A 20,748-nucleotide genomic window follows, 5' to 3' on the forward strand; every position below is an offset into this window, starting at 1 on the left:
AGATACCAAAAAGTTGCCTCCCGTTCAGTCACGTCATAACCGTAACCGATTGGAGACAACCAAATACTGCTACCAATGAACTTTAAATCAATTTAGGCCTAATTATCCGCTTCAAACAAAACTTCGCGAATATAATCTACAGGCATATCTTCACCCGTCCAAAGTTTAAAGGCAGCTGCCCCTTGTTCCAGCATCATACCAAGACCATTGAAGACATGGGTCACACCACCACGTTGCGCGACTTTCATTAGTTCAGTCGTCCGTGGGGCATAAACGGTATCATACACAATCAAATCCTTGCGGAACCAGCTTGGATCAGTAACCAGCGTCACGTCTTCTTGTGGTTTCATACCAGCACTGGTCGAATCGCAGTAGATAAATGAATCAGCTAATTGCGCCTTGAAGTCTGCTTGGTCTTCCAAATGGTGCAAAGTGGCATGACAACTCGTCTTCTCATTGATGATGTCAACATTGCGCTTGGCGTTGTCGAGAAATTCATCATCACGGTTAAAGATCGCCATCTCTTTGACACCATCAAATGCAGCCTGAATCGCAATGGCTGTTCCAGCACCACCAGCACCAGCCAACGTCATCTTTTGCCCGCGAATATTGAGACCTTCATCATCTAATGACTTCACAAAGCCGACGCCATCCGTGGTATATCCCGTCAACACGCCGTGATCATTCACAATCGTGTTCACGGCCCCAATCATCTCAGCAGTTGGATCCATCTTATCAAGTAACGGAATCACTGCCTGCTTGTTTGGCATCGACAAGTTCGACCCACGCATGTCCAGCGCCCGAATGGATTCAATTGCTTTGGGCAGTGTCTCGTTGCCCACTTCAAAGGCAAGGTAAGCGTAGTTCAGGCCCAATTTTTTAAAAGCATGGTTGTGCATAGTGGGTGACATTGAATGGCGAATTGGGTATGCCATTAGCCCAATCAAAATGGTGTGTCCGTCTAATTCATTTAACATAGTTGTAACTCCCCTAAAAAATTATTTTAAACCCTGATTACGCAATTTCTTCGGTTAATACCAAGTCGCGCCGTTTTAAAATCACCAGTGTCAGTGCACTGCAGACGATACCAGCGGCAGCAATACCGACGTCAAACCACATGATGTTATGAATACTGGTGGTTGAAATGATCCCGGTGAAAATTGGAATAGTAAACGATGACAGCGCCCCAGCCGTATTGTAAATACCGGTGATCCGTCCTTTGGCCTTTGGAAACACATTGCCCATTATGGTCAAGCCAATCTGCATGACACCACTAGCCGCTGAAGCACCGATAACAAAGGCACCAACGGTCATCACTGACCAGACTGGCACGCTAGCCATCAAAAACAAGGTGATAAACGAAATGGTGGTGTCAATCAGCATCAACCAAGCAGGCTTTACAAACCGTTCAACAATCGCAACCGTTAACAATACCCCGCTGATTGACCCGACGCTGTAGATGCTAACCAGTAATCTTGCGTGCGTCATGTCCAAGTGCACAACGCTTTGACCGTACTGGGTCAACCACTGACTAATCAAGTAGAAAGTCGACATTGAAATGTAACCGAAAATGGTCAGCACAATGCCAAGTGACCACTGTGAACCGTTGAGACGGTGTTTGGTCTTAGCTTCCTTGGTTTTCCGAACTTTAACGCGCTCTTCGTGGTGTGCCATGTCCGGAAACTCTCGGTGCCAGAGGAAGACGAAGTTCCCCGCCAACAAGATAGCACAGGTCGCAAAGGACCAGCCATACCACATCTGCGCATTTTCCAAACTCGCCACAAAGATTGGCAAGATCAATTCACCAACGGATACGAAAGCTTTAATTAAAATGTTAGCTGCCGCTTGTTTGCGTGGAAACAATTCCATCAGTGCTGGATATGTGCCAGTATCTAAGAACGAGTTCGCCATGCCAGCTAAGATACCAAAGAAGTACGCCTCGTACATGTTATGAGAGATCAGAATCCCAATGAAGAACAGCGCATACGTGACGACCCCCAACTTGACCATAAATCGCCGGCCCATCCGGTCTGACAACTCACCACCTAGATACAAGACGATCAGACGTCCAATCCCCAGTGAGGAAATCACGTAAGCAACGCCGGCATCCCCAACGTGCCAGGCCTTACCAAGTACCAACATATTTTGTGCTAAAATCACGATTGCCATGCCGTGCACTAAGTAGTTCAAGTACAGACAAATCGTCGTCTTCAAATGTTCCCCTCGAGACATCGCGCTCACCCTGCTTTCTTTATCCGATTCTCATCCTCGTTAACTAACAGCCGCCTTTACCTGTGATGATGTCTAAACCTGCGATACGCCAGCGTTTTGCCAAATCACCAGCGTTATCACGAGCCTTATGTAACAAGAATCCCAAGATCACTCCCAGAATTCATGCAAACTATTTCAAATCCTTACAAACCATTCGCTTCAACTTGCATGCCTTCCCAAACATGCCGGTTGTCACAACAACTCTTAGTCATGAGTTGTGAGTTGCAAAAATGACGCAATGTCGTCACTTGGTACTGACTTGATAGCCGGTTTCCCGATGGCCGTCAGATAAACCAGGTTCAAGTGACCGTGCCGGTTTTTCTTATCGTTTTTAACCTTCGTCAACACTTTTGGCGAGGTTAATAGTGGATCCGTAACCGGCAGCCCCACAGCACTAAAGCGATCACGTAGTTGCGCCGTGATGCCCTTTTCCGCCAAATCAGCGTTTTCAAATACCGTCATAATGGCGACGGTGCCGATGCTGACGGCTTCACCATGTCTTAACGCACCGTCGGCTAACGCCTCAACCGCGTGACCAATGGTATGCCCAAAGTTCAACAGTTGACGAGAACCGCTCTCTGTTTCATCCGCCATCACAACCGACGCCTTGTAGTGAATCGAGCGTGCACTCAGTTCAGGCGCGTGGGTCATAATATCAGCAGGTGCGTTGATGGTTTCGATCAGTTGCCAGAATTCACCACCTTCCAAGGCCGCTGTTTTGACAATTTCGCCATAGCCTTCCACCAAATCACGTTGGGTTAAAGTCTGTAGTGTGTTGGGATCAATAATGACTAAGTCGGGCTCGTAAAACGCCCCGATAATATTTTTAATACTGTCCAGGTCCACTGCAGTTTTACCACCCACCGAGCTATCCACTTGGGCAAGCAACGAAGTCGGCATCTGAATAAACGCGATACCTCGCATATAGGTGGCTGCCAACAACCCAGCTAAGTCACCGGTGACCCCACCGCCAAGCGCAATCACACCATCATCACGATTAAAGGCATCGGCCGCCATCTGACGGGCTAAATTGGCCAATACCGTGAGTGACTTGGAGGCCTCTCCAGCTGCAAATACATAGCAATGCACTTCAAAGCCAGCAGCGGTTAAAACATCTTTGACCTGAGCCTGGTAAAGTGGCGCGACGTTGTCATCGCTAACTAAAGCGATTTTTCGTGGTGACCACTGTTTGGCAACTAACTGACCGGTTTGGTCGAGCAACCCACGTTCAATCAAAACGTCATACTGTTTATCCGGTAAAGAAACTGTAACGGTCGTCATCTTAGCGCCCCGCTTTCTCTTGTTGAACGGGTTGGCTTGCTAACAGTTCACGAATCGCAAAAGCTTTATCCGCTAAAGTCTTGAATTCATCAGGTTTGAGCGCTTGGGCACCATCAGAAAAAGCGTGAGCCGGATCATCGTGAATTTCAACCACCAAACCTGAAGCCCCAGCCGCTACACCGGCTAATCCGAGTGGTGTGACAAACTCTGTATGCCCAGCTGCGTGACTTGGGTCAATGATTACTGGGTAGTGCGTCAACTTTTGAAGCACTGGCACAACGCCAACGTCCATCGTGTTTCGCGTGTATTTATTATCGAAGGTTCGAATACCGCGTTCTGCAATCATGATATTGTGGTTACCGCCAGCTGCGATGTACTCCGTCGCGTTTAAAACGTCGTCCACCGTAGCGGACATACCGCGCTTCAACATTACTGGAATGTTGGTTTTCCCAACTGCCTTTAGTAGTGAGAAGTTTTGCATGTTCCGCGCGCCAATTTGGAAAATATCGGTGTACTTCGCAACCATTTCAACGTGTTCATCATCCATAACTTCAGTTAATACATCCATATCATACTTATCGGCCGCTTGGCGTAAGTACTTCAAGCCGTCTTCGCCTAACCCTTGAAAGGAGTATGGACTCGTCCGTGGCTTGAAGGCGCCGCCACGTAATACCGTAGCGCCATTGGCCTTCGCAACTGACGCCATCTTCGTCACGTGAGCCAGTGATTCAACTGAACATGGTCCGGCCATCATGGAGAAGTTTGCGCCACCAATCAAGCTGTGTTTAGTCTTGATCACCGTATCCTCGGGATGAAAGAGCCGGCTACCTTGAACAGCGGCAGGCACTTGATCAATCAGTTCAACTGCTGCTTGACGTTCTGCGTCATCTAAGTCTTCAGCAGTGATACCTTGAACGGCCACCCGATTTTGATGCACAAAAACGTCGTGGTCAGCACCAAAGTGGCGCTTTAAGTTTTCAATTGTGGTTTGATCGTTTTGGTTTAATACAATAATCATAGTTATCATCCTTACTTTCTTTGATTGATAAGTTCTTGTTTAATCGCTGTTTTAACTGTTTCAATCGGCATCGTTTGCTTCGTCCACCGGTAAAATGACCCAGCAGCTTGTTGGACCAACATATTAATGCCGTTCATGGTCGAACATCCCCGTTGACGCGCTTGTTTCAAAAAAGCTGTTTCAAGCGGTGCATAAATGACATCCATCACCATCTGACCTGGGTGCAAAGCCGTGACAACTGACAATGGAATCGGTGAACTTTGGTCATCGCCCATGCCAATGTTGGTTGTGTTGACCACGACATCTGCTGTTGTTAAAACCTGTGCCATTAATTTTTCATCCTCGTACGGCAGGACCTCAATTTGCTGCGACCATTTTGATAACCGTTGCGACGTGGCTTCAAAAGTTGCATTATGTCGTTTGAAGACGGATACCTGAGCACCTTCATTAGCCGCGGCCGCAATGACAGCCCGACCAGCGCCACCAGCACCTAGGACGACGACGTGCTTACCGTTTACTGACACGTGTTCATCTAGTAACGCATTGATAAAGCCTTCGCCGTCAGTACTATCACCTATTAAATGGCCGTCATGATTAATCACTGTATTCACAGCTCCGAGTTGCTGTGCGATTGGCGTCAATTCATCTAGGTAGTTAATGATGTGTTCCTTATACGGCATTGACACATTGATTCCTTTGATTGGCAACGCCCGCATGGCCCTGATCACATCGCTAAAGTGTTTATGATCAACATCAAAAGCCAAGTAAACACTGTTGATATTTAACGTTTGGAAACTTGTATTATGAATCAATGGTGACAAACTGTGTCCTGCTGGTTCAGCAATTAATTCATATAGGCTTGTATGTGCATCGACCAATTCGTCACCTCCCTCTCTCATGCTAAGACAATAAAAAATCCCACATTGCTTTGTTTTCACAAAACACTGTGGGACGATTAATCGTCAAATTATGAACGGAAGTTGTCCGTGTCACACAGTGTTTTGAACTTCTTAACTGTGTGACCGGCTGAATTGATGCTGAAAAACTATTGGCCGCACAGATTGCAGATGCGTGTCTGCAACCTGTCCGGTGTAGACACTACTTTGACCAATAGTAGCTAAATCGATTTAATTGTCGGTTTAATGCCTGTAATTTCAGATTCATATTCAAAACTCCTCGACTTTTGTTTACAACTTTACTTAAATGATTGACTATGACTTTAAACTATTAGATTTCTTCTGTCAAGTCCTAATGTAATTTTAATTTTAAACTTTGGCTCGAATTACGTCTCAAATATTTTCTTCTCGTGGTTTTTACAAATGTCGTTGACGACCGTTTTCAATTCAGTTAACGGGTCCTTTACCCGTGGTCAACTTCGTTCGAATCACTATCAAGTCACGAAAATAGGCCAAAAAATAAATTGTGAATTTTTCAATTTCAATCTGTCAAAACTTCTATGAAAGGTCAAAAAAATTTTAACAAGCCACTTGAACTGTGTCGTCATTTTTTTCAACGGATTGCTTGACAAGTTTTCTTTCTGTGAGTATTGTTAGAGCCAATTAAATACCGTCCATAAAAACCAACGATGTGGAGATCAAGATTATCGTGCACGTCAAGAGAGTCGCCGCTGCTGAGAGTGCGACCGAACGCAGATAGTTAAATGGACCACAGAGGGTTCCCTTGAAAGACTGATTGAGTATGGGGAAACGTACAGGCATACGTCAGTTGTCGGAAGTGTGAACACGCACTTCGCTAAGGGTGACGGGAGCAATCCCGTCAAATTAAGGTGGCACCGCGGAATAAACATCCGTCCTTAACAAAACGTCTATTAGACGTCATGTTATGGGCGGATTTTTTGTGTTGCCAGAGCGTGGAACAAAACGGTTTGAGACCGGAGTGTAAGGTACTTCAGTCAAAAATCCTGAACTTGGATTTTGGACTGAAGTACTTACATGCAGGTCTCAGTTTTGCTAAGCGCCTTTCAGCAATAACCAACAAGGAGAACTCAATCATGACAAACCACAAACGATGGCAAAACTAACAACTCGAAAAATAACCATCACTTAACCATGCCAAAGGAGGCACTACCATGTCATCACTTAACTCTCTCAAACAAGCTGCAGTCGGCTACCCAGCCGTACCGGTTACACTGCAATTTAGCATGCCCAACTTCGAGCCTGTGGCGTTATTTAACGCCCTCAAACAGGCTGACGAGCCCGGCTTTTTACTCACTGGTAAACCAAAGAAAACCGAAGACGGCTACACCTTTATCGGTTTAACGCCGCAAGAAACGTTTACTTATCGCGACCACGTGTTAACAACAACGCTACCAAACGGGAACACAAACGTTGAGGAAACCGACCTTAAACCCATTTTGGAACAACTGCTGGCTCAAAATAAAACGCCACGGTTACCAGAACTACCACCCTTTACTGGTGGTTTAATCGGTTATTTTAGTTACGATTACGCAAAGTACGCAACCACCGCACTCAAGCAACCCGTTGATGATCCAATGGGTCTCGACGATGCCGACTTGCTCTTAGTGGACCGTGTGATTGCTTATAATCACCGCAAGCAGCAAGTTACGTTGAGTCAAATTGTGCCAACTAATCATTTAGAACAGCTGTACGACGGTGTTTTGCGTGAACTATCCAAGCTCAAACAGATTATTATCAGTGCAGCCCCACAACCACTGCCACGTTTTGCGCTCACCAAACCATTTCACTTTCAGTTTAGTCTGAGTGAATTTACTGAAAAAGTTGCCACTGCACAACAACACATTGTGGATGGCGATATTTTCCAGCTGATTTTTTCTAACCCACAGCAAGCTGAGATGAGCGGTTCGCTACTCGGCGCCGCACCCACCCTGTTTCACGATAGTCCTTCACCATACCAGTTCTACTTCCACCACCGTGACTTTGAAACATTAGGTGCTTCACCTGAAACGTTGATTACTAAGCGTGGCGACACCTTGTTCACTTACCCGCTTGCTGGTACCCGGCGTCGTGGTAAGACACCTGAAGAAGACGCCAAGTTTGCACATGAATTGCAGACCTCCGAAAAGGAAAAATCCGAACACAACATGCTAATTGACCTTGGCAGAAATGATTTAGGTGCTGTCAGCAAATTTGGTTCTGTTGCCGTCACCCAAACCCGTAATTTACTTAAATTCGTTAACGTGATGCACCTCGGCTCCACCGTCGAAAGTACTGTGGCACCAAATGCAACTGCTATGGATGTCATTAATTCGGTACTACCAGCTGGTACTTTATCGGGTGCACCAAAAGTGTCCGCCATGCAAATCATTGCCAAATTAGAAAATCGTAAACGGGGCGTTTATGGTGGCTGCCTCGGTTACCTCGATTTCAGTGGTGACCTGGACCTTTGTATCGGCATCCGGCTCACCTATCGGAAAGGCAACCAAATCGTGGTTCACTCCGGAGCGGGTATCGTAGCTGACAGTGTTGCCAAATACGAGTACCAAGAATTTAATAACAAAGCTCGCGCCGTCGTTAACGCCATCAACACCGCAGACCAAGGAGGCATCGCCCATGCTCTATCTAATTGATAACTATGATAGTTTCACCTATAACCTATACCAACTGATTGGAACGCTCACTGAAGAACCAATCACCGTCATCAAAAACGACGAACTAACCGCTGATGAATTAATCGATAAACACCCCGCCGGAATCATTCTCTCACCAGGCCCTGGACGTCCTGAAAACGCCGGTCAAATGCCAGCAATTCTCAAGGCATTTCTTGGCAAAGTACCAATTCTAGGCGTCTGCCTAGGCCATCAAGCTATTGGCGAAGCTTACGGTGCTCAAGTCATTCATGCACCACAACTCATGCATGGTAAACCGTCTCTGATGACGCAGCAAAATCCCAATCAGTTATTTGCAAATTGTCCGCAACAGTTTGAAGCCGCCCGGTATCACTCATTGGTCATTGATCCTAACTCGGTACCTGCCGAACTCACGGTAACGGCAACCGCAAATGATGGTACGATCCAAGCCATTGAAGACGTTGATAATCAGGTGTACGGCGTTCAATTCCACCCTGAATCCATCATGACAGATCCAGCAGTTGGTGCTCAAATTATTAAAAACTACTTGGCCCTGATTCCAGCGACCGTAAAGTAACCAAACCTTGAAATCTTGTTTCAGACTCGCTACACCCGCAAAAAAGCCTAAGCATTAACCTTGCGTGCTCACCGAAACAAAACAAAAATCAAAAAAATTATGAAAACCTATTGACAAGCATTTAATAAAGTTTTAATCTAATGCCAATCAAATAAATTCGCTCATACAAACCTATGATGTGGAGATCAAGATTATTGTGCACGTAAAGAGAGTCGTCGTTGCTGAGAGTACGACCGAACGCAGATAGTTAAATGGACCACAGAGGGTTCCCCTGAAAGATCGATTGAGTACGGGGAAACGTACAGACATACGTCAGTTGTCGGAAGTGTGAATACGCACTTCGCTAAGGGTGATGCGAGGGAGCAGTCCCTGCATCAAATTAAGGTGGCACCGCGGAATAAACATCCGTCCTTAACTAAACGTCTTTTATGACGGTTCTAGTTATGGGCGGATTTTTTGTTGTCAGAACGTAAAACAAAACACGTTTCGACAATATAAAAACGGGGAGATCTTAAAAATGACAAACAACACACGATGGCAAAACCAGTTAGTTTCACCTTACTCACAGACAATCACAAACACTCAACTAACTGGAGGAATTTACCATGACCCAAACTACTATCGAAACTGCAATTGAAAAAGTCGCTAACCGAACAGACCTCAGCTTTAACGAAATGAACGACGTGATGAACGCCATCATGGAAGGCAAAGCTACTGACATTCAAATCTCAAGTTTACTCACCGCTTTAACCGTCAAACACGAAACCGTTGCTGAAATTGCCGGTGCGGCTGACGCAATGAGAGATCACGCCTTAACCTTCAAGGCTGGCGAACCGGTACTTGAAATTGTGGGCACTGGTGGCGACCACGCCAACTCATTTAACATTTCAACCACTTCATCGCTCGTCGTTGCCGCTGCTGGTACACCAGTTGCTAAGCACGGTAACCGAGCAGCTTCATCCAAGAGTGGTGCAGCGGATGTCCTCGAAGCATTAGGCGTTAACATCAATGTGACACCGGCAGCCAGTGAAGCCATTCTTAACCAAATCGGCATTTGCTTCCTCTTCGCTCAGGAATATCACACCGCCATGAAATACGTCGGCCCCGTTCGTAAGGCGCTAGGCATCCGTACCATTTTCAACGTGCTTGGACCGCTGGCAAACCCAGCTCACGCTGGCATGCAACTACTCGGTGTTTACGATGATGCCCTACTGGAACCAATGGCGCACGTGCTCCACGAACTAGGTGTGAAAAACGCCTTGGTTATTCACGGCACTGATGGCTTAGATGAAGCTTCCATCTCAGCGCCAACTAACGTGATTGAAGTTCGTGGTGATGATTTCAAATCTTACACGATCACACCTGAACAATTTGGATTAACCCGGGCACAAAAACAAGACATTGTCGGCGGTACTCCTGCTGATAACGCGCAAATCACCCGCGACATTTTAGCTGGTAAGCAAGGTCCTAAGCGCGACATCGTCCTCTTAAACGCCGGCTTAGCGCTCTACACTGCTCACCCAGAATTAACCATTGAAGAAGCCGTTCAACAAGCCGCTACCGTTATTGATAACGGCCAAGCACAAACTAAACTAGATGAATTGATCAACTTAACGAAGGGAGCCAACGTCGCATGATCTTAGACGACCTTGTGGCGGCCACAACACGCCGCCTAGAACGTGAACAGCAACTTGAATCATTGACAGACGTTAAAGCACGGGCAGCAAAAGCTGAGACCAAAAACCCACAACTCGTCTACGACCGCTTCAACGCACCTGGGATTCACCTGATTGGTGAAGTTAAAAAAGCCTCACCTTCAAAGGGCTTGATTGCCAGTGACTTTCCTTATTTAGAGATTGCAAGAGACTACGATCAAAACGGTGTTTCGGCAATCTCAGTCCTAACCGAACCGGATTACTTCAAGGGCAATATTCACTACTTACAAGAAATTGCGGCAGCCGTTTCGGTCCCCGTTCTCCGCAAGGATTTCGTCATTAGTGACTACATGCTATACCAAGCTAAAGCAGCCGGTGCCAGCATCGTTCTCCTTATCGTTGCCATTTTGACAGATGAGCAGCTCCATGAATATTTAATGCTCGCCCATCAGTTAGGTTTGGCAGCTTTAGTAGAGGCCCACGACGAAAACGAAATCAAGCGGGCGTTAGCAGCCGGTGCCAAAATGATTGGTGTCAACAACCGCGATCTTAAGACTTTCACGGTTTCATTAGACAACAGCATACGACTACGCCAGCTCGTTCCCACAGACATCGCCTTCATTGCCGAAAGTGGCATTCATAACCGCAAAGATGTCCAAACCCTAGAGGCTCACCACGTCAATGGGATCCTCATTGGCGAAGCCTTAATGACCGCGCCAGACAAAGCTGACAAAATCGAACAATTACTAGGAGTGTGATGACATGACGCAAATCAAAATCTGCGGCTTAATGCGAGAACAAGATACGCAGGTCGTTAATGAAGTGCAACCTGATTTTGCGGGTTTTGTGTTTGCGCCCAGCCGTCGTCAACTATCGCTAAAAACGGCATTACACTTCCGCAACCTGTTAGCAGATACAATTCCAACCGTTGGCGTTTTTGTGGATGAACCATTAGCCAACATGCTACAAATTTATCGAAGCGGTGCAATTTCCATCGTTCAATTACACGGCCACGAACCAGAATCTACGGTGCAAGCCCTTAAAGAGGCTGGTGCCACAGTATTTCAAGTTTTCAAACCAAATGCCCCAATCACGCCAACGGCCGCTGATTACGTCATGTTGGATAGTGGCAACGGCTCGGGGGTCGCGCTTGATTGGACACGCGTACCAAAGGCACCACATCCGTTCATTCTTGCGGGTGGCTTAACACCGGCTAACGTGACCGAAGCGATCGACATTGTCCATCCCGACGTAGTTGACGTCTCAAGCGGCATTGAAACGAACGGCCAAAAAGATCCTGATAAAATTCGCGCTATCGTCAAAACAGCGCACGCTATTGAATAAAAGGAGATAAACACATGACTGAAACCAACTTAAACTTAAATAAAAACACCACTGGTCGTTACGGCGAATATGGTGGTCAATACATTCCCGAAACCTTAATGAACGAACTTGACCGCATGGCTAAAGCCTACGAGCATTTCAAAAACGACCCAGAATTTAAGACCGAACTGCACGACCTATTGGTAGACTACGCTAATCGACCATCACTGCTTTATTATGCAGAACGGATGACTAAGGATCTCGGTGGTGCACAAATCTACCTTAAACGAGAAGATCTCAACCATACTGGTGCCCACAAAATCAATAACGTCATTGGCCAAGCACTGCTCGCCAAGCACATGGGTAAAACTCGTTTGATTGCTGAAACTGGTGCTGGTCAACACGGTGTTGCGACCGCTACGATTGCTGCTTACTTCGGCATGGAATGTGAAGTCTTCATGGGTAAAGAAGACACCGATCGTCAAAAGCTTAACGTTTACCGAATGGAATTGCTCGGCGCCAAGGTACACCCCGTTACCAGTGGTTCAATGGTCTTAAAAGACGCCATCAACGCGGCACTTCAAGACTGGACTAAACGCGTGGATGACACGTTCTACTGCATGGGCTCTGCTACCGGCCCACACCCATACCCATTGATGGTCCGCGACTTCCAAAGCATCATCAGCCAAGAATCAAAGGCCCAATTGAAGGATCAAACTGGCAAGTTACCTGATATGGTTGTTGCCTGTGTCGGTGGTGGTTCAAACGCGATTGGTTCATTTGCCAATTACATCGAAGACCCTAGCGTTCAATTAGTTGGTGCAGAAGCTGCTGGTAAGGGGGTCGAAACTAACTTGACCGCCGCTACGGTTGAGCGTGGTTCCGACGGTATTTTCCACGGGATGAAGTCAATGTTCCTGCAAAACAAGACTGGCCAAATCAACCCGGTTTACTCAATTTCAGCTGGGCTTGATTACCCTGGCGTCGGTCCAGAACACGCCTACTTAGCTAAAACCGGTCGTGCTCAATACGTGGGCATCACAGATGACGAAGCCGTACAAGCCTTCGAATACATTGCTAAAACGGAAGGTATCGTCGCTGCCATTGAAAGCTGTCACGCCGTCGCATACGTCCAAAAAATCGCACCAACCATGCGTAAGGACCAAATTATTATCTGCACATTATCAGGCCGTGGTGACAAGGACGTTGCCTCAATCGCTAAATACAAGGGAGTCGATATTGATGAGTAAGTTAAAAGCAGTTTTCGCAAAACAAAAAGCCTTCATTCCATTTGTGGTTGCTAATGATCCTGACTTTGAGGGCACCGTTAACAACGTTGTTGCACTAGCTGAAGGTGGCGCTGACATTGTCGAAATTGGAATTCCATTTTCCGATCCAGTTGCCGATGGCCCCGTTATTCAGGCTGCTGATATTCGTGCCCTAAAGGCTGATCCGGATTTACCAATGGATACCATCTTTGATATTGTTGCTGAAATTCGTAAGCAAACTGACGTGCCACTGGCCTTTTTAACTTACTTAAACATCGTCTTCCAATATGGTTACGAAGCCTTTACCGCGCGTTGCGCCGAACTGGGCGTCAATGGCCTTGTGATTCCGGATATGCCATATGAAGAACACGACGAACTCGCACCGATCGCTGAGAAAAACGGGGTTGACCTGATTCCGTTGATTACACCAGTTTCAGCCGATCGAATCGAGAAAATCGCTAAGGCTGCCACCGGTTTCATCTACGTGGTTTCGTCACTGGGTGTTACGGGTGAACGAAGCGAATTCGCTAATGATCTAGGTGACTTAATCACTCGTATTCGTAAGGTCACTGACGTCCCAACAGCCATCGGTTTTGGGATCCATACCGCTGAACAGGCTGCCGAAATGACCCAGCTTGCTGACGGTGCCATTGTTGGTAGTGCTTGCGTCAATATTGTGGCAGAGTATGGTGCTCAAGCACCGGCCAAACTAAAGGACTACACGCAACAAATGAAAGCTGCGATTTCAGCCAATCCGGTTGGATAAGCAACTTCAGTAGCAGACTAAACTATCAAAAACGGACTTCAGGATAGTCATCCTGAAGTCCGTTTTTTATGATGTGATGCTTTATTTTATTGTTCGGTTCGCAATTGCTTCAATGTAACCCTTTGAGATTTGATCCAAGTGCTTATTTAACTTAGCATAATCACTCTTGTTATCAATAAAAGCTGTTTCAATCAAACTGTAATCGATCCCACGTTTACGCAGAACATTACAATTCTTCAAGTTCGTCCGATAACTGTAACCGTGATAAGCTGGATTCAACCCGATATATTTCTTAATCACGCCAGCTAATCGTCTGTCCCGAGCGGTTGGTGTCTTGGCATGAATGATGACGTGACCACCATGACCGCCAGCAGCGTCCAAGTGGAACATGATAACCTTAGTCTTCTTGTTAATATCATACGAACCCTTATGATACGTCAACGTATCCTTCACAATATCATGTTTTGGATTATAGAAACTGATTTTCACATTTGTGACTTTGGCCGCGTACTTTCTCAACTTCGGCAACATCTTATTTCGCAGATAAGTCGCTTCGGTAGTCCCATTACCACGCGCACCGGCATCACCGGCACCGTGCCCCATAACGAGCAGATACTGCGTCTTTACCTTAGGCGCTGGTTTAGTCTGTAGATCTCGCCACCAAACCCAACCTTTGACGGACTTGCTAGCGTTGTAGATGTATCGATACTGCGCCGTTTTGCCGTCTGTTTTCAACACCGTCGCCTTTTCGGTCGAATACCAGGTGGTGTTAGGATAATTGGCTAACTTATGTTGATAACTCTTAAGATAACGGGAAGTATAAACATTGCCACCCGTTAAATTAAACTTGGTGTAATACTTCGTCGCTTTGTATGTCTGAACCGATTTAACTTTAGATGTTTGAATCTTTGAGCTGGTCGTCTTGGCACTGACGTTTGAATTAACTACGCCAAGTCCCATGACGGTCACCATTGCCCCTGCAATGATTGACTTTAGTAATTGCTTCATGTTGTTTTCTCCCCTAATTTTATCCACTAATCTAGTCTTGAATGGTAACAGTACACTAATTAATTTTGAATACCCATGAAATCACAATATTGCACCTTAATTTTCATCAAAACTAACATGACAAAAACTCGACAATTTTAATTTATTGACCGTAAACTGTAGCAACCGTTCGGTAATGAAGCCCATCATCACTTTGAACTTGCAGATAACCTTTTCCGTTTATTCTAAATGTCCCAATTCTTGGTGTTGAACTTGGATCTGCACCAGCATCTTTCATATTTTGGGTGCTATGGTTCTCTCGAACATCGATCACTAAATTACCATCGTTATCTTTTGCCATATCGAAATAATAATCACTTTCTTCAAAACCATTATTGTTTTTACCAATAATAGTGTCATCCATGTGTTGCCAAACCCAATCCTTAACATCAGACTTAGAAAGATGTGTAGTATCTGAACCATTACTCTTCGATGTCTCTGACGAGCTAGTTTGCGAATTATACTGCTTTGAATATTCAGAATCTGCATTTTTTTCTACAGAAGAATACGGATGTAAGGTCTCAGACTCTGGATAATCGTAGACTTTTAATTTACCACTATTCAATACTTTGACTTGATAAATCATTGGTGTGCTATTAGGTTGGTCATCATTTCCCAGATAAGACTTCAACACATACTTATTATTACCAATTTTTTTGTAAGATAAACCAGAATTGATGCCAACATTTGCGCCCTCCGCTGTCATTTTATATTGCGCATTATACATGTCATTTGACTCGCCAATACTACTACCATCAATATTCAGCGTCGTTTTTACATACGGTGAATCTTTGAATGAACTGCTCCTATAAAAATCTGTCGACCACTTACCTTGTACATCATCCGGCGCACCAGTGATCCATTTACCACTTGTTGCCGTATCACAGGTCAAGTAATTTCCACTAATGCTCAAATAATCGGTTTTAACAGAATAACCTACACCTGAAAAATCTAGATATTTCAGCGAAAGTTCGTACTTTTTTCCTGATCCATCTTTCATGCTCAAAGAGTACGCTGGTAATTCGGCTTTAGACTTACTCGTAGGTACAACTGAAATTACCCTTCCAGTTGCAATTGTTCCACGGGCACTCGAAGAAAGTTTCCAATTCCAATGGCCACTTTTTTTAAAGAATTGTGAATATGTGGTTTCACCACCATTTGTGCGCGTTCCAGCATCTTCAGAAACTTTTTTACTAAACTTGTTCAATAATCGATCGGTTTTAGTTACTTTCTTTACCGTTTTTGTTTGACCGTTGGTATCGCTCTTTGTAGCCGTCTTCCCATTACAAGCACTGAGAGGTATCAACAATAACAAAGCACCAATTATGAACACTAATTTATTTTTCATTAGCAGTTTCTCCTTAGGTGATAATATTATTTTTGATACACTAACCAATCACCATCACCATCCGTACTATCATCAGCTGAAATCAAATAGCCAGCATATTCTTTATTGTTTAACGTTCCAGACGTTATTTGCTTTAATTTCCAAGTATGTGTACCACCATTATTTTTACCAAGAGAGAGTTTGAGAGATCCATTATTAATTTTATATTTAGCATTTATGCTGACATCACTACTGGCCCAAATGGTTACTTTACCATTCGTCCTAAAATTGAATTTCATAATCCCGTTCTCCACATCCGGTTTCCATTTGAAGTCTTGTCTCAAGCGAGGGTCCATCAAGTAGTATGAATGTTTTGACAAAACAACATTGGGTTGCGACTCATACCAGGAGTAGCCACCGATTAACAAGATAACAAAGACAATTACACCAACTATCCACATCATTCTTCGAGAAGATTGTTTTACGTTCACGTCTTGACTAGTCATATTTGGACTTTGTGAATAATTATAGTTAGATTGCTGGTTCTGATTAAACGAAGATGGTTGAAATTGCTGCTCAGGTTGTTGCATTTGTTGGTTAACCTGGCCAGGTATAACTGGTAACTTAGCACCACAACTCGTACAGTATATAGCTGATTCGCTTATTTTTGCTCCACAATTTGGACAATGTCTCATTTCCGTCGCCGCCTTAATTAACTAGTTTGCTAAATCACTCATAAACACAGATACTCATCTATCAATTTGTCGATAACATTTTTCAAATTTACTTGATTCGAGTGTGCTTCTGATGTCATCCTGATAATATTTCGTTACTGCTACATTTTTTGACTGCTCAAGTGCACCCTAAAAAACGGTACATTTACAATGCTCCCTGAACATCTTTATGCACACTTTAATCTCTCAAATAATCTGTTATTTTTTTATTTTAGTAAACATTACACTAGTCCCAGTGTTACTAATGGTGGCTTTATGGCCATGTAATTTAACTGTATGGTAGTCTTTTGACTTTCCAAAATAATCTACGAGCTGGTACTTTGTCTTACTCAACTTTCGGTAATGCAACTTATTATTAATTCCCCAGCCACAGCCACTACTAATTAGCTTCTTATGTTTATTATAAAATTGATTGATACCAAAGGTACTTTTATTATCAATTCCAAAATACACACGAGTATATGCAAAATTAGAAAAATCTTTACTATGGAAATATGTTGACCGCCATGTCCCTTTTAGTACTTTCGGCGCTCCTTTATGCCATGAAGAAGCCTTTGCTTGTGGCGTTGCCATTAGGCCAATGCCAAGAGAGAGCCCCATAATAACCCCTAACGATATTATCCATTTATGAAGTTTCATTATAATTTATCCTCCCAAAATTATTTAACACGATAAAATGATTTTTTGAACGGTGTTTGAGAAACGATATTTTTGCCATTGTAATATCCATATACACGCGAGCTAGAAATTCGTTTTACCGTAAATCTTCCATTACCGTACATTGTCTTTCCCTTAATGGTATAACTACCTTTGCCAAGATATCTCCACTTGGGATGGCGAATTATCGTATCCACCGACTGCCCAATATGTATATCGACAGTTTTTTTTGAAATCGTAAATGACATATGAGCGTACTTAATTTCATTATGAAATAACTTGCCAACATAAACATCTTGATCTTCCCAATGACCCCGAATCTTACTTGGCGTGCCATTATGCCATGTCGCTGCATTTGCTGATAACGATGATGAACCCATAGAAAACATCAATACAATCCCTGTCAGACAAAGACATTTCTTTTTATTCATAATCAAATCCCCCTATTTTAATAATCCGTATTATTAAGTACATCAATTATTCTAAAAATTGTGATGATGCAAATGAAATATTTATTCCAATTTCAATAATTAGTAATACGCTTTTACATTAATAAAGTAAGGCTTTTTTTGCTTAAAATGCGTATATATCCCCCACTGCAGCGTTCCTTGCTGCGGTGATAACAATACTCTATGATACTTACCGTTTATTTTTAGTTTATACGGAACAAAGGATGGATGATCTCCAGTCAAATTGATTAACCTATACATTCTAACCGACTGTTTCTTATGGCCTCTAACCTTAATTTTGATTTTATTACTGTGTGAAGTTACCTGATGACCACTATATTTGACGCCATATTCTTTCACAGTCGTCTTTTTAACTTGCATCATAGTACTGTGATCACTATACTTTGCGCCATAAAAATACCAATTTCCTCTAATCGCAGTTGTTATTGTTGCTGCGTATGACACCGTTGGCTTTATAGTTAACATTCCGGTACCAAGTACCAGGCAACTCATACTGGTTAATGCAACGTGTTTAACTAGCTTATTCATGTTTAATTTCTCCCCTATTTTCCAAATGTCGTTCACAATCCCCTTTTACCATATAAAGACCCAGCACAACTCTCAAAAGTCATACTAGGCTTTAAATCACGTGATGCTTTTCAATTTAATACTCTTCACTACCATGTCGTTATGTCAGATTCGTATTTTCTATGAATATTACGCATTCGATCATCACTAAATAAATCTATATTCCAAAGTTGCCTTAGACACTTTAGTTAATTTCCATATTTATAAGTGATTTTTGATACGAGGTCTTTCCACTAATAATAGTTAAAGCAAATAATGAATTGCCAATATACATATCATACTATAATATTTTGCTTCAAAAAAGACGTTCTATAAAAAATGTTTGACACAGTTAACGACTGAAATACTCAACAAATTAATCATTGGTTTCAGGATGACAAAACAATTCAATCATTCAAAAAAATACTCTAGAACTTCATTTAAAACAGTCGTTCTAGAGTATTTCTTTAATATCCTATTCGCTAATACAGTTTCCCCACCATTGCCGGTTCCGCAAACAACGCAGATACACCACCGGTATGCCAGAAAACCACGTTACTACCCGGCGCAATTTTGCCAGTCTTTACGTAGTCAAATAACCCGGCTAGCGCCTTCCCTGTATATACAGGATCTGTCAAAATGCCCTCGGCTTGAGCAAGTCGCTTAATGGCCTGCGTCGCTGAATCACTTGGAATCTCATACCCCTCGCCAAAATAACTTTGATCAAAATGAGTATCAGCTAAGCTCACAGTTTGTGGTAAACCTAATAGGTGTAACGCATCGTTGGCCAAATTCACCACTTTTTGGTAGTGTTCTTCTGGTTTGGGACTCACGTTCATCGATAAAATTTGCGTAGGATGCCCCGCCTTCGAGAAGGCTTTAGCCCCGGCAATGAGCCCCGCAGCAGTGCCACCAGTCCCGCTACCATGAACTACATAGTCAACGTTGATATCCGGCAGCTGATCCATGAGTTCTTTAAAACCGAGGACGACGCCAGTCGACCCGGTTGGCGTCGCACCACCAACCGGAATAATGTAGGCCTTGTGCCCTTGTTTCGCTAATTCAGCAGCCTCTGCCTCTGCCTGTGTCATCGCAATGGCATCCGCTTCAGCTTCTGTACGATCAACCATCGACACATAGTGAATCGTGGCACCCAGCACCTTATCCACCAGAATGTTTGCGCGATCGTCGCCAGCTTGATTAGGGGTGATCGTTTCTAGATATAAAATCACATCTAGTCCTGCTTGTCGCGCTGCTACGGCTGTTTCCATCGCGTGGTTGGACTGCGTAGCGCCAAATGTAATCAGAGTATCAGCTCCCTGAGCGATTGCGTCACCAACTAAGTATTCCAGCTTACGGATCTTATTGCCGCCGAATAAATTGGGGCCAGTGAGGTCATCACGTTTTAAATACAAATTAACGCCTAACTCGTCCGATAATCGTTGCAACTTATGAACCGGGGTGGGGAAAAAACCAAGCGCTACTTTCGGTAATTGGTTGATTGTCATTTTGCTTACCATCCTTTAATCTTTTTTTAATTATAAATAGTATACCGCGGTTCACTTTTTAATGGGAGCACCGACTCATTTAAAAAAGTTGTGAAAGTCAAGTCTTTTCACTTGTAATTACAACCGTGAGCTGTTATGCTACCGGTACATTGAACTAATAGGAGGAAGTATTGTGAATGAGAAAACGACGACCAGCCTGATCCACCAGATTGCGAGTTTTGAGACCCAGTACCTGAATCACGCGCTTAAAAGTCTCAATTTGAATAGCGATCAAGGCCGCGCAATTAACTTTATCGCCCATCACCCCAATAGCATGCAACGCGATATTGCGCGTTACCTCAACCGTCAAGAAGCTAGTGTAACCAATCTGCTCAAAGGCTTGGTTGCCCGTCAACTGATTGTCCGCACGATTCCAGAGGAAAACGAACGAACTAAAATTCTGTCACTCACACAAGCTGGCGAGGATATCGTTGCTGATATTCAGCGTGCCTTCGACCAATTAACCGAACTCCTCGAGGCCCCACTATCAGATAGTGAAGCCACTAAGTTGACGCAACTTCTCAATACTATTCAACTCCACCTTAAAAAAGACGAATAAGTATGCCACTCATGATGTTTCAAAAATGACGTTAGCCACCATGTAATTGACTGGTGGCTATTTTTTTATACCTATCTTTCAATTCAGCTATCACCGTACAAAAAAAACAACTCAACCATAGTGGCTAAGTTGCT

At 44.0% G+C, this 20,748-nt stretch carries 20 protein-coding genes and 1 pseudogene; 8 read left to right on the plus strand and 13 right to left on the minus strand.

The window, feature by feature from the left end:
• Window positions 1-98: 98 nt before the first annotated feature.
• The 5 genes from FD04_RS04525 to FD04_RS04545 all read right to left on the minus strand — a co-directional run bounded on the left by FD04_RS04525 (window position 99) and on the right by FD04_RS04545 (window position 5,448).
• Window positions 99-977: a shikimate dehydrogenase gene (locus FD04_RS04525; protein ID WP_054699026.1), complete on the minus strand. Its 879-nt coding sequence runs from the start codon at window positions 975-977 to the stop codon at window positions 99-101.
• Window positions 978-1,014: 37 nt separating this feature from the next.
• Window positions 1,015-2,232: an MFS transporter gene (locus FD04_RS04530; protein WP_054699024.1), complete on the minus strand. Its 1,218-nt coding sequence runs from the start codon at window positions 2,230-2,232 to the stop codon at window positions 1,015-1,017.
• A gap of 243 nt (window positions 2,233-2,475) precedes the next feature.
• Window positions 2,476-3,552 (minus strand): 3-dehydroquinate synthase, encoded by a 1,077-nt coding sequence (aroB, locus tag FD04_RS04535; protein WP_056947355.1) that lies wholly within the window; start codon window positions 3,550-3,552, stop codon window positions 2,476-2,478.
• Between the two features lies 1 nt (window position 3,553).
• Window positions 3,554-4,570: a 3-deoxy-7-phosphoheptulonate synthase gene (gene aroF, locus FD04_RS04540; RefSeq protein ID WP_056947358.1), complete on the minus strand. Its 1,017-nt coding sequence runs from the start codon at window positions 4,568-4,570 to the stop codon at window positions 3,554-3,556.
• An 11-nt stretch (window positions 4,571-4,581) separates the two neighbouring features.
• A complete protein-coding gene (locus FD04_RS04545; protein WP_056947361.1) occupies window positions 4,582-5,448 on the minus strand; it encodes a shikimate dehydrogenase in 867 nt (288 codons plus the stop codon).
• 1,211 nt (window positions 5,449-6,659) lie between these two features.
• Here FD04_RS04545 and FD04_RS04550 point away from each other — a divergent pair.
• The 7 genes from FD04_RS04550 to trpA all read left to right on the plus strand — a co-directional run bounded on the left by FD04_RS04550 (window position 6,660) and on the right by trpA (window position 13,727).
• Entirely contained in the window at window positions 6,660-8,138 is a 1,479-nt protein-coding gene (locus tag FD04_RS04550) for an anthranilate synthase component I family protein (protein ID WP_056947365.1), read from the plus strand.
• Window positions 8,122-8,715 carry an anthranilate synthase component II gene (locus tag FD04_RS04555; protein WP_054699022.1) on the plus strand — a complete coding sequence of 198 codons (594 nt, stop codon included), beginning with the start codon at window positions 8,122-8,124 and terminating at the stop codon, window positions 8,713-8,715. The genes FD04_RS04550 and FD04_RS04555 overlap by 17 nt, the downstream gene beginning before the upstream one ends.
• A gap of 605 nt (window positions 8,716-9,320) precedes the next feature.
• On the plus strand, window positions 9,321-10,352 hold the full coding sequence (gene trpD, locus FD04_RS04560; RefSeq protein WP_056947366.1) for an anthranilate phosphoribosyltransferase: 1,032 nt from the start codon (window positions 9,321-9,323) through the stop codon (window positions 10,350-10,352).
• Window positions 10,349-11,128, plus strand: a complete 780-nt coding sequence (gene trpC, locus FD04_RS04565) for an indole-3-glycerol phosphate synthase TrpC (protein ID WP_056947369.1) — start codon at window positions 10,349-10,351, stop codon at window positions 11,126-11,128. Before trpD ends, trpC begins: the two co-directional genes overlap by 4 nt.
• Window positions 11,129-11,132: 4 nt before the next feature.
• Window positions 11,133-11,714, plus strand: coding sequence for a phosphoribosylanthranilate isomerase (locus tag FD04_RS04570; RefSeq protein ID WP_054699018.1), 582 nt, complete (start codon window positions 11,133-11,135; stop codon window positions 11,712-11,714).
• 14 nt (window positions 11,715-11,728) lie between these two features.
• Window positions 11,729-12,943: a tryptophan synthase subunit beta gene (gene trpB, locus FD04_RS04575; RefSeq protein WP_056947372.1), complete on the plus strand. Its 1,215-nt coding sequence runs from the start codon at window positions 11,729-11,731 to the stop codon at window positions 12,941-12,943.
• The gene (trpA, locus tag FD04_RS04580) at window positions 12,936-13,727 is read left to right on the plus strand and encodes a tryptophan synthase subunit alpha (protein ID WP_054699015.1); all 792 of its coding nucleotides are present in this window, start codon (window positions 12,936-12,938) and stop codon (window positions 13,725-13,727) included. Before trpB ends, trpA begins: the two co-directional genes overlap by 8 nt.
• Before the next feature lie 81 nt (window positions 13,728-13,808).
• On the opposite strand, the gene FD04_RS12775 is transcribed toward trpA, so the two are convergent.
• The 8 genes and pseudogenes from FD04_RS12775 to FD04_RS04615 form a co-directional block, all read right to left on the minus strand.
• A complete protein-coding gene (locus FD04_RS12775) occupies window positions 13,809-14,735 on the minus strand; it encodes an N-acetylmuramoyl-L-alanine amidase (RefSeq protein ID WP_235805641.1) in 927 nt (308 codons plus the stop codon).
• 142 nt (window positions 14,736-14,877) lie between these two features.
• Window positions 14,878-16,122, minus strand: coding sequence for a hypothetical protein (locus FD04_RS04590; protein WP_056947374.1), 1,245 nt, complete (start codon window positions 16,120-16,122; stop codon window positions 14,878-14,880).
• Window positions 16,123-16,148: 26 nt separating this feature from the next.
• On the minus strand, window positions 16,149-16,691 hold the full coding sequence (locus FD04_RS04595; protein ID WP_235805642.1) for a hypothetical protein: 543 nt from the start codon (window positions 16,689-16,691) through the stop codon (window positions 16,149-16,151).
• Between the two features lie 36 nt (window positions 16,692-16,727).
• A pseudogene (locus tag FD04_RS12935) lies at window positions 16,728-16,796 on the minus strand (zinc-ribbon domain-containing protein); the annotation flags it as partial.
• Between the two features lie 237 nt (window positions 16,797-17,033).
• Window positions 17,034-17,474 carry a hypothetical protein gene (locus FD04_RS04600; protein ID WP_056947377.1) on the minus strand — a complete coding sequence of 147 codons (441 nt, stop codon included), beginning with the start codon at window positions 17,472-17,474 and terminating at the stop codon, window positions 17,034-17,036.
• A 20-nt stretch (window positions 17,475-17,494) separates the two neighbouring features.
• Window positions 17,495-17,923: a hypothetical protein gene (locus tag FD04_RS04605; RefSeq protein WP_056947379.1), complete on the minus strand. Its 429-nt coding sequence runs from the start codon at window positions 17,921-17,923 to the stop codon at window positions 17,495-17,497.
• A 99-nt stretch (window positions 17,924-18,022) separates the two neighbouring features.
• Complete coding sequence (locus FD04_RS04610) at window positions 18,023-18,490, minus strand: hypothetical protein (protein WP_056947381.1); 468 nt, start codon at window positions 18,488-18,490, stop codon at window positions 18,023-18,025.
• 500 nt (window positions 18,491-18,990) lie between these two features.
• Window positions 18,991-20,016: a D-cysteine desulfhydrase family protein gene (locus tag FD04_RS04615; protein ID WP_056947383.1), complete on the minus strand. Its 1,026-nt coding sequence runs from the start codon at window positions 20,014-20,016 to the stop codon at window positions 18,991-18,993.
• Window positions 20,017-20,188: 172 nt separating this feature from the next.
• On the opposite strand from FD04_RS04615, the gene FD04_RS04620 reads away from it, so the two are divergent.
• Window positions 20,189-20,614 (plus strand): MarR family winged helix-turn-helix transcriptional regulator, encoded by a 426-nt coding sequence (locus tag FD04_RS04620; RefSeq protein ID WP_054698999.1) that lies wholly within the window; start codon window positions 20,189-20,191, stop codon window positions 20,612-20,614.
• Window positions 20,615-20,748 lie beyond the last annotated feature (134 nt).

The sequence above is a fragment of the Secundilactobacillus odoratitofui DSM 19909 = JCM 15043 genome (assembly GCF_001434895.1).
In the GTDB taxonomy this organism is placed as follows: Bacteria; Bacillota; Bacilli; order Lactobacillales; family Lactobacillaceae; genus Secundilactobacillus; species Secundilactobacillus odoratitofui.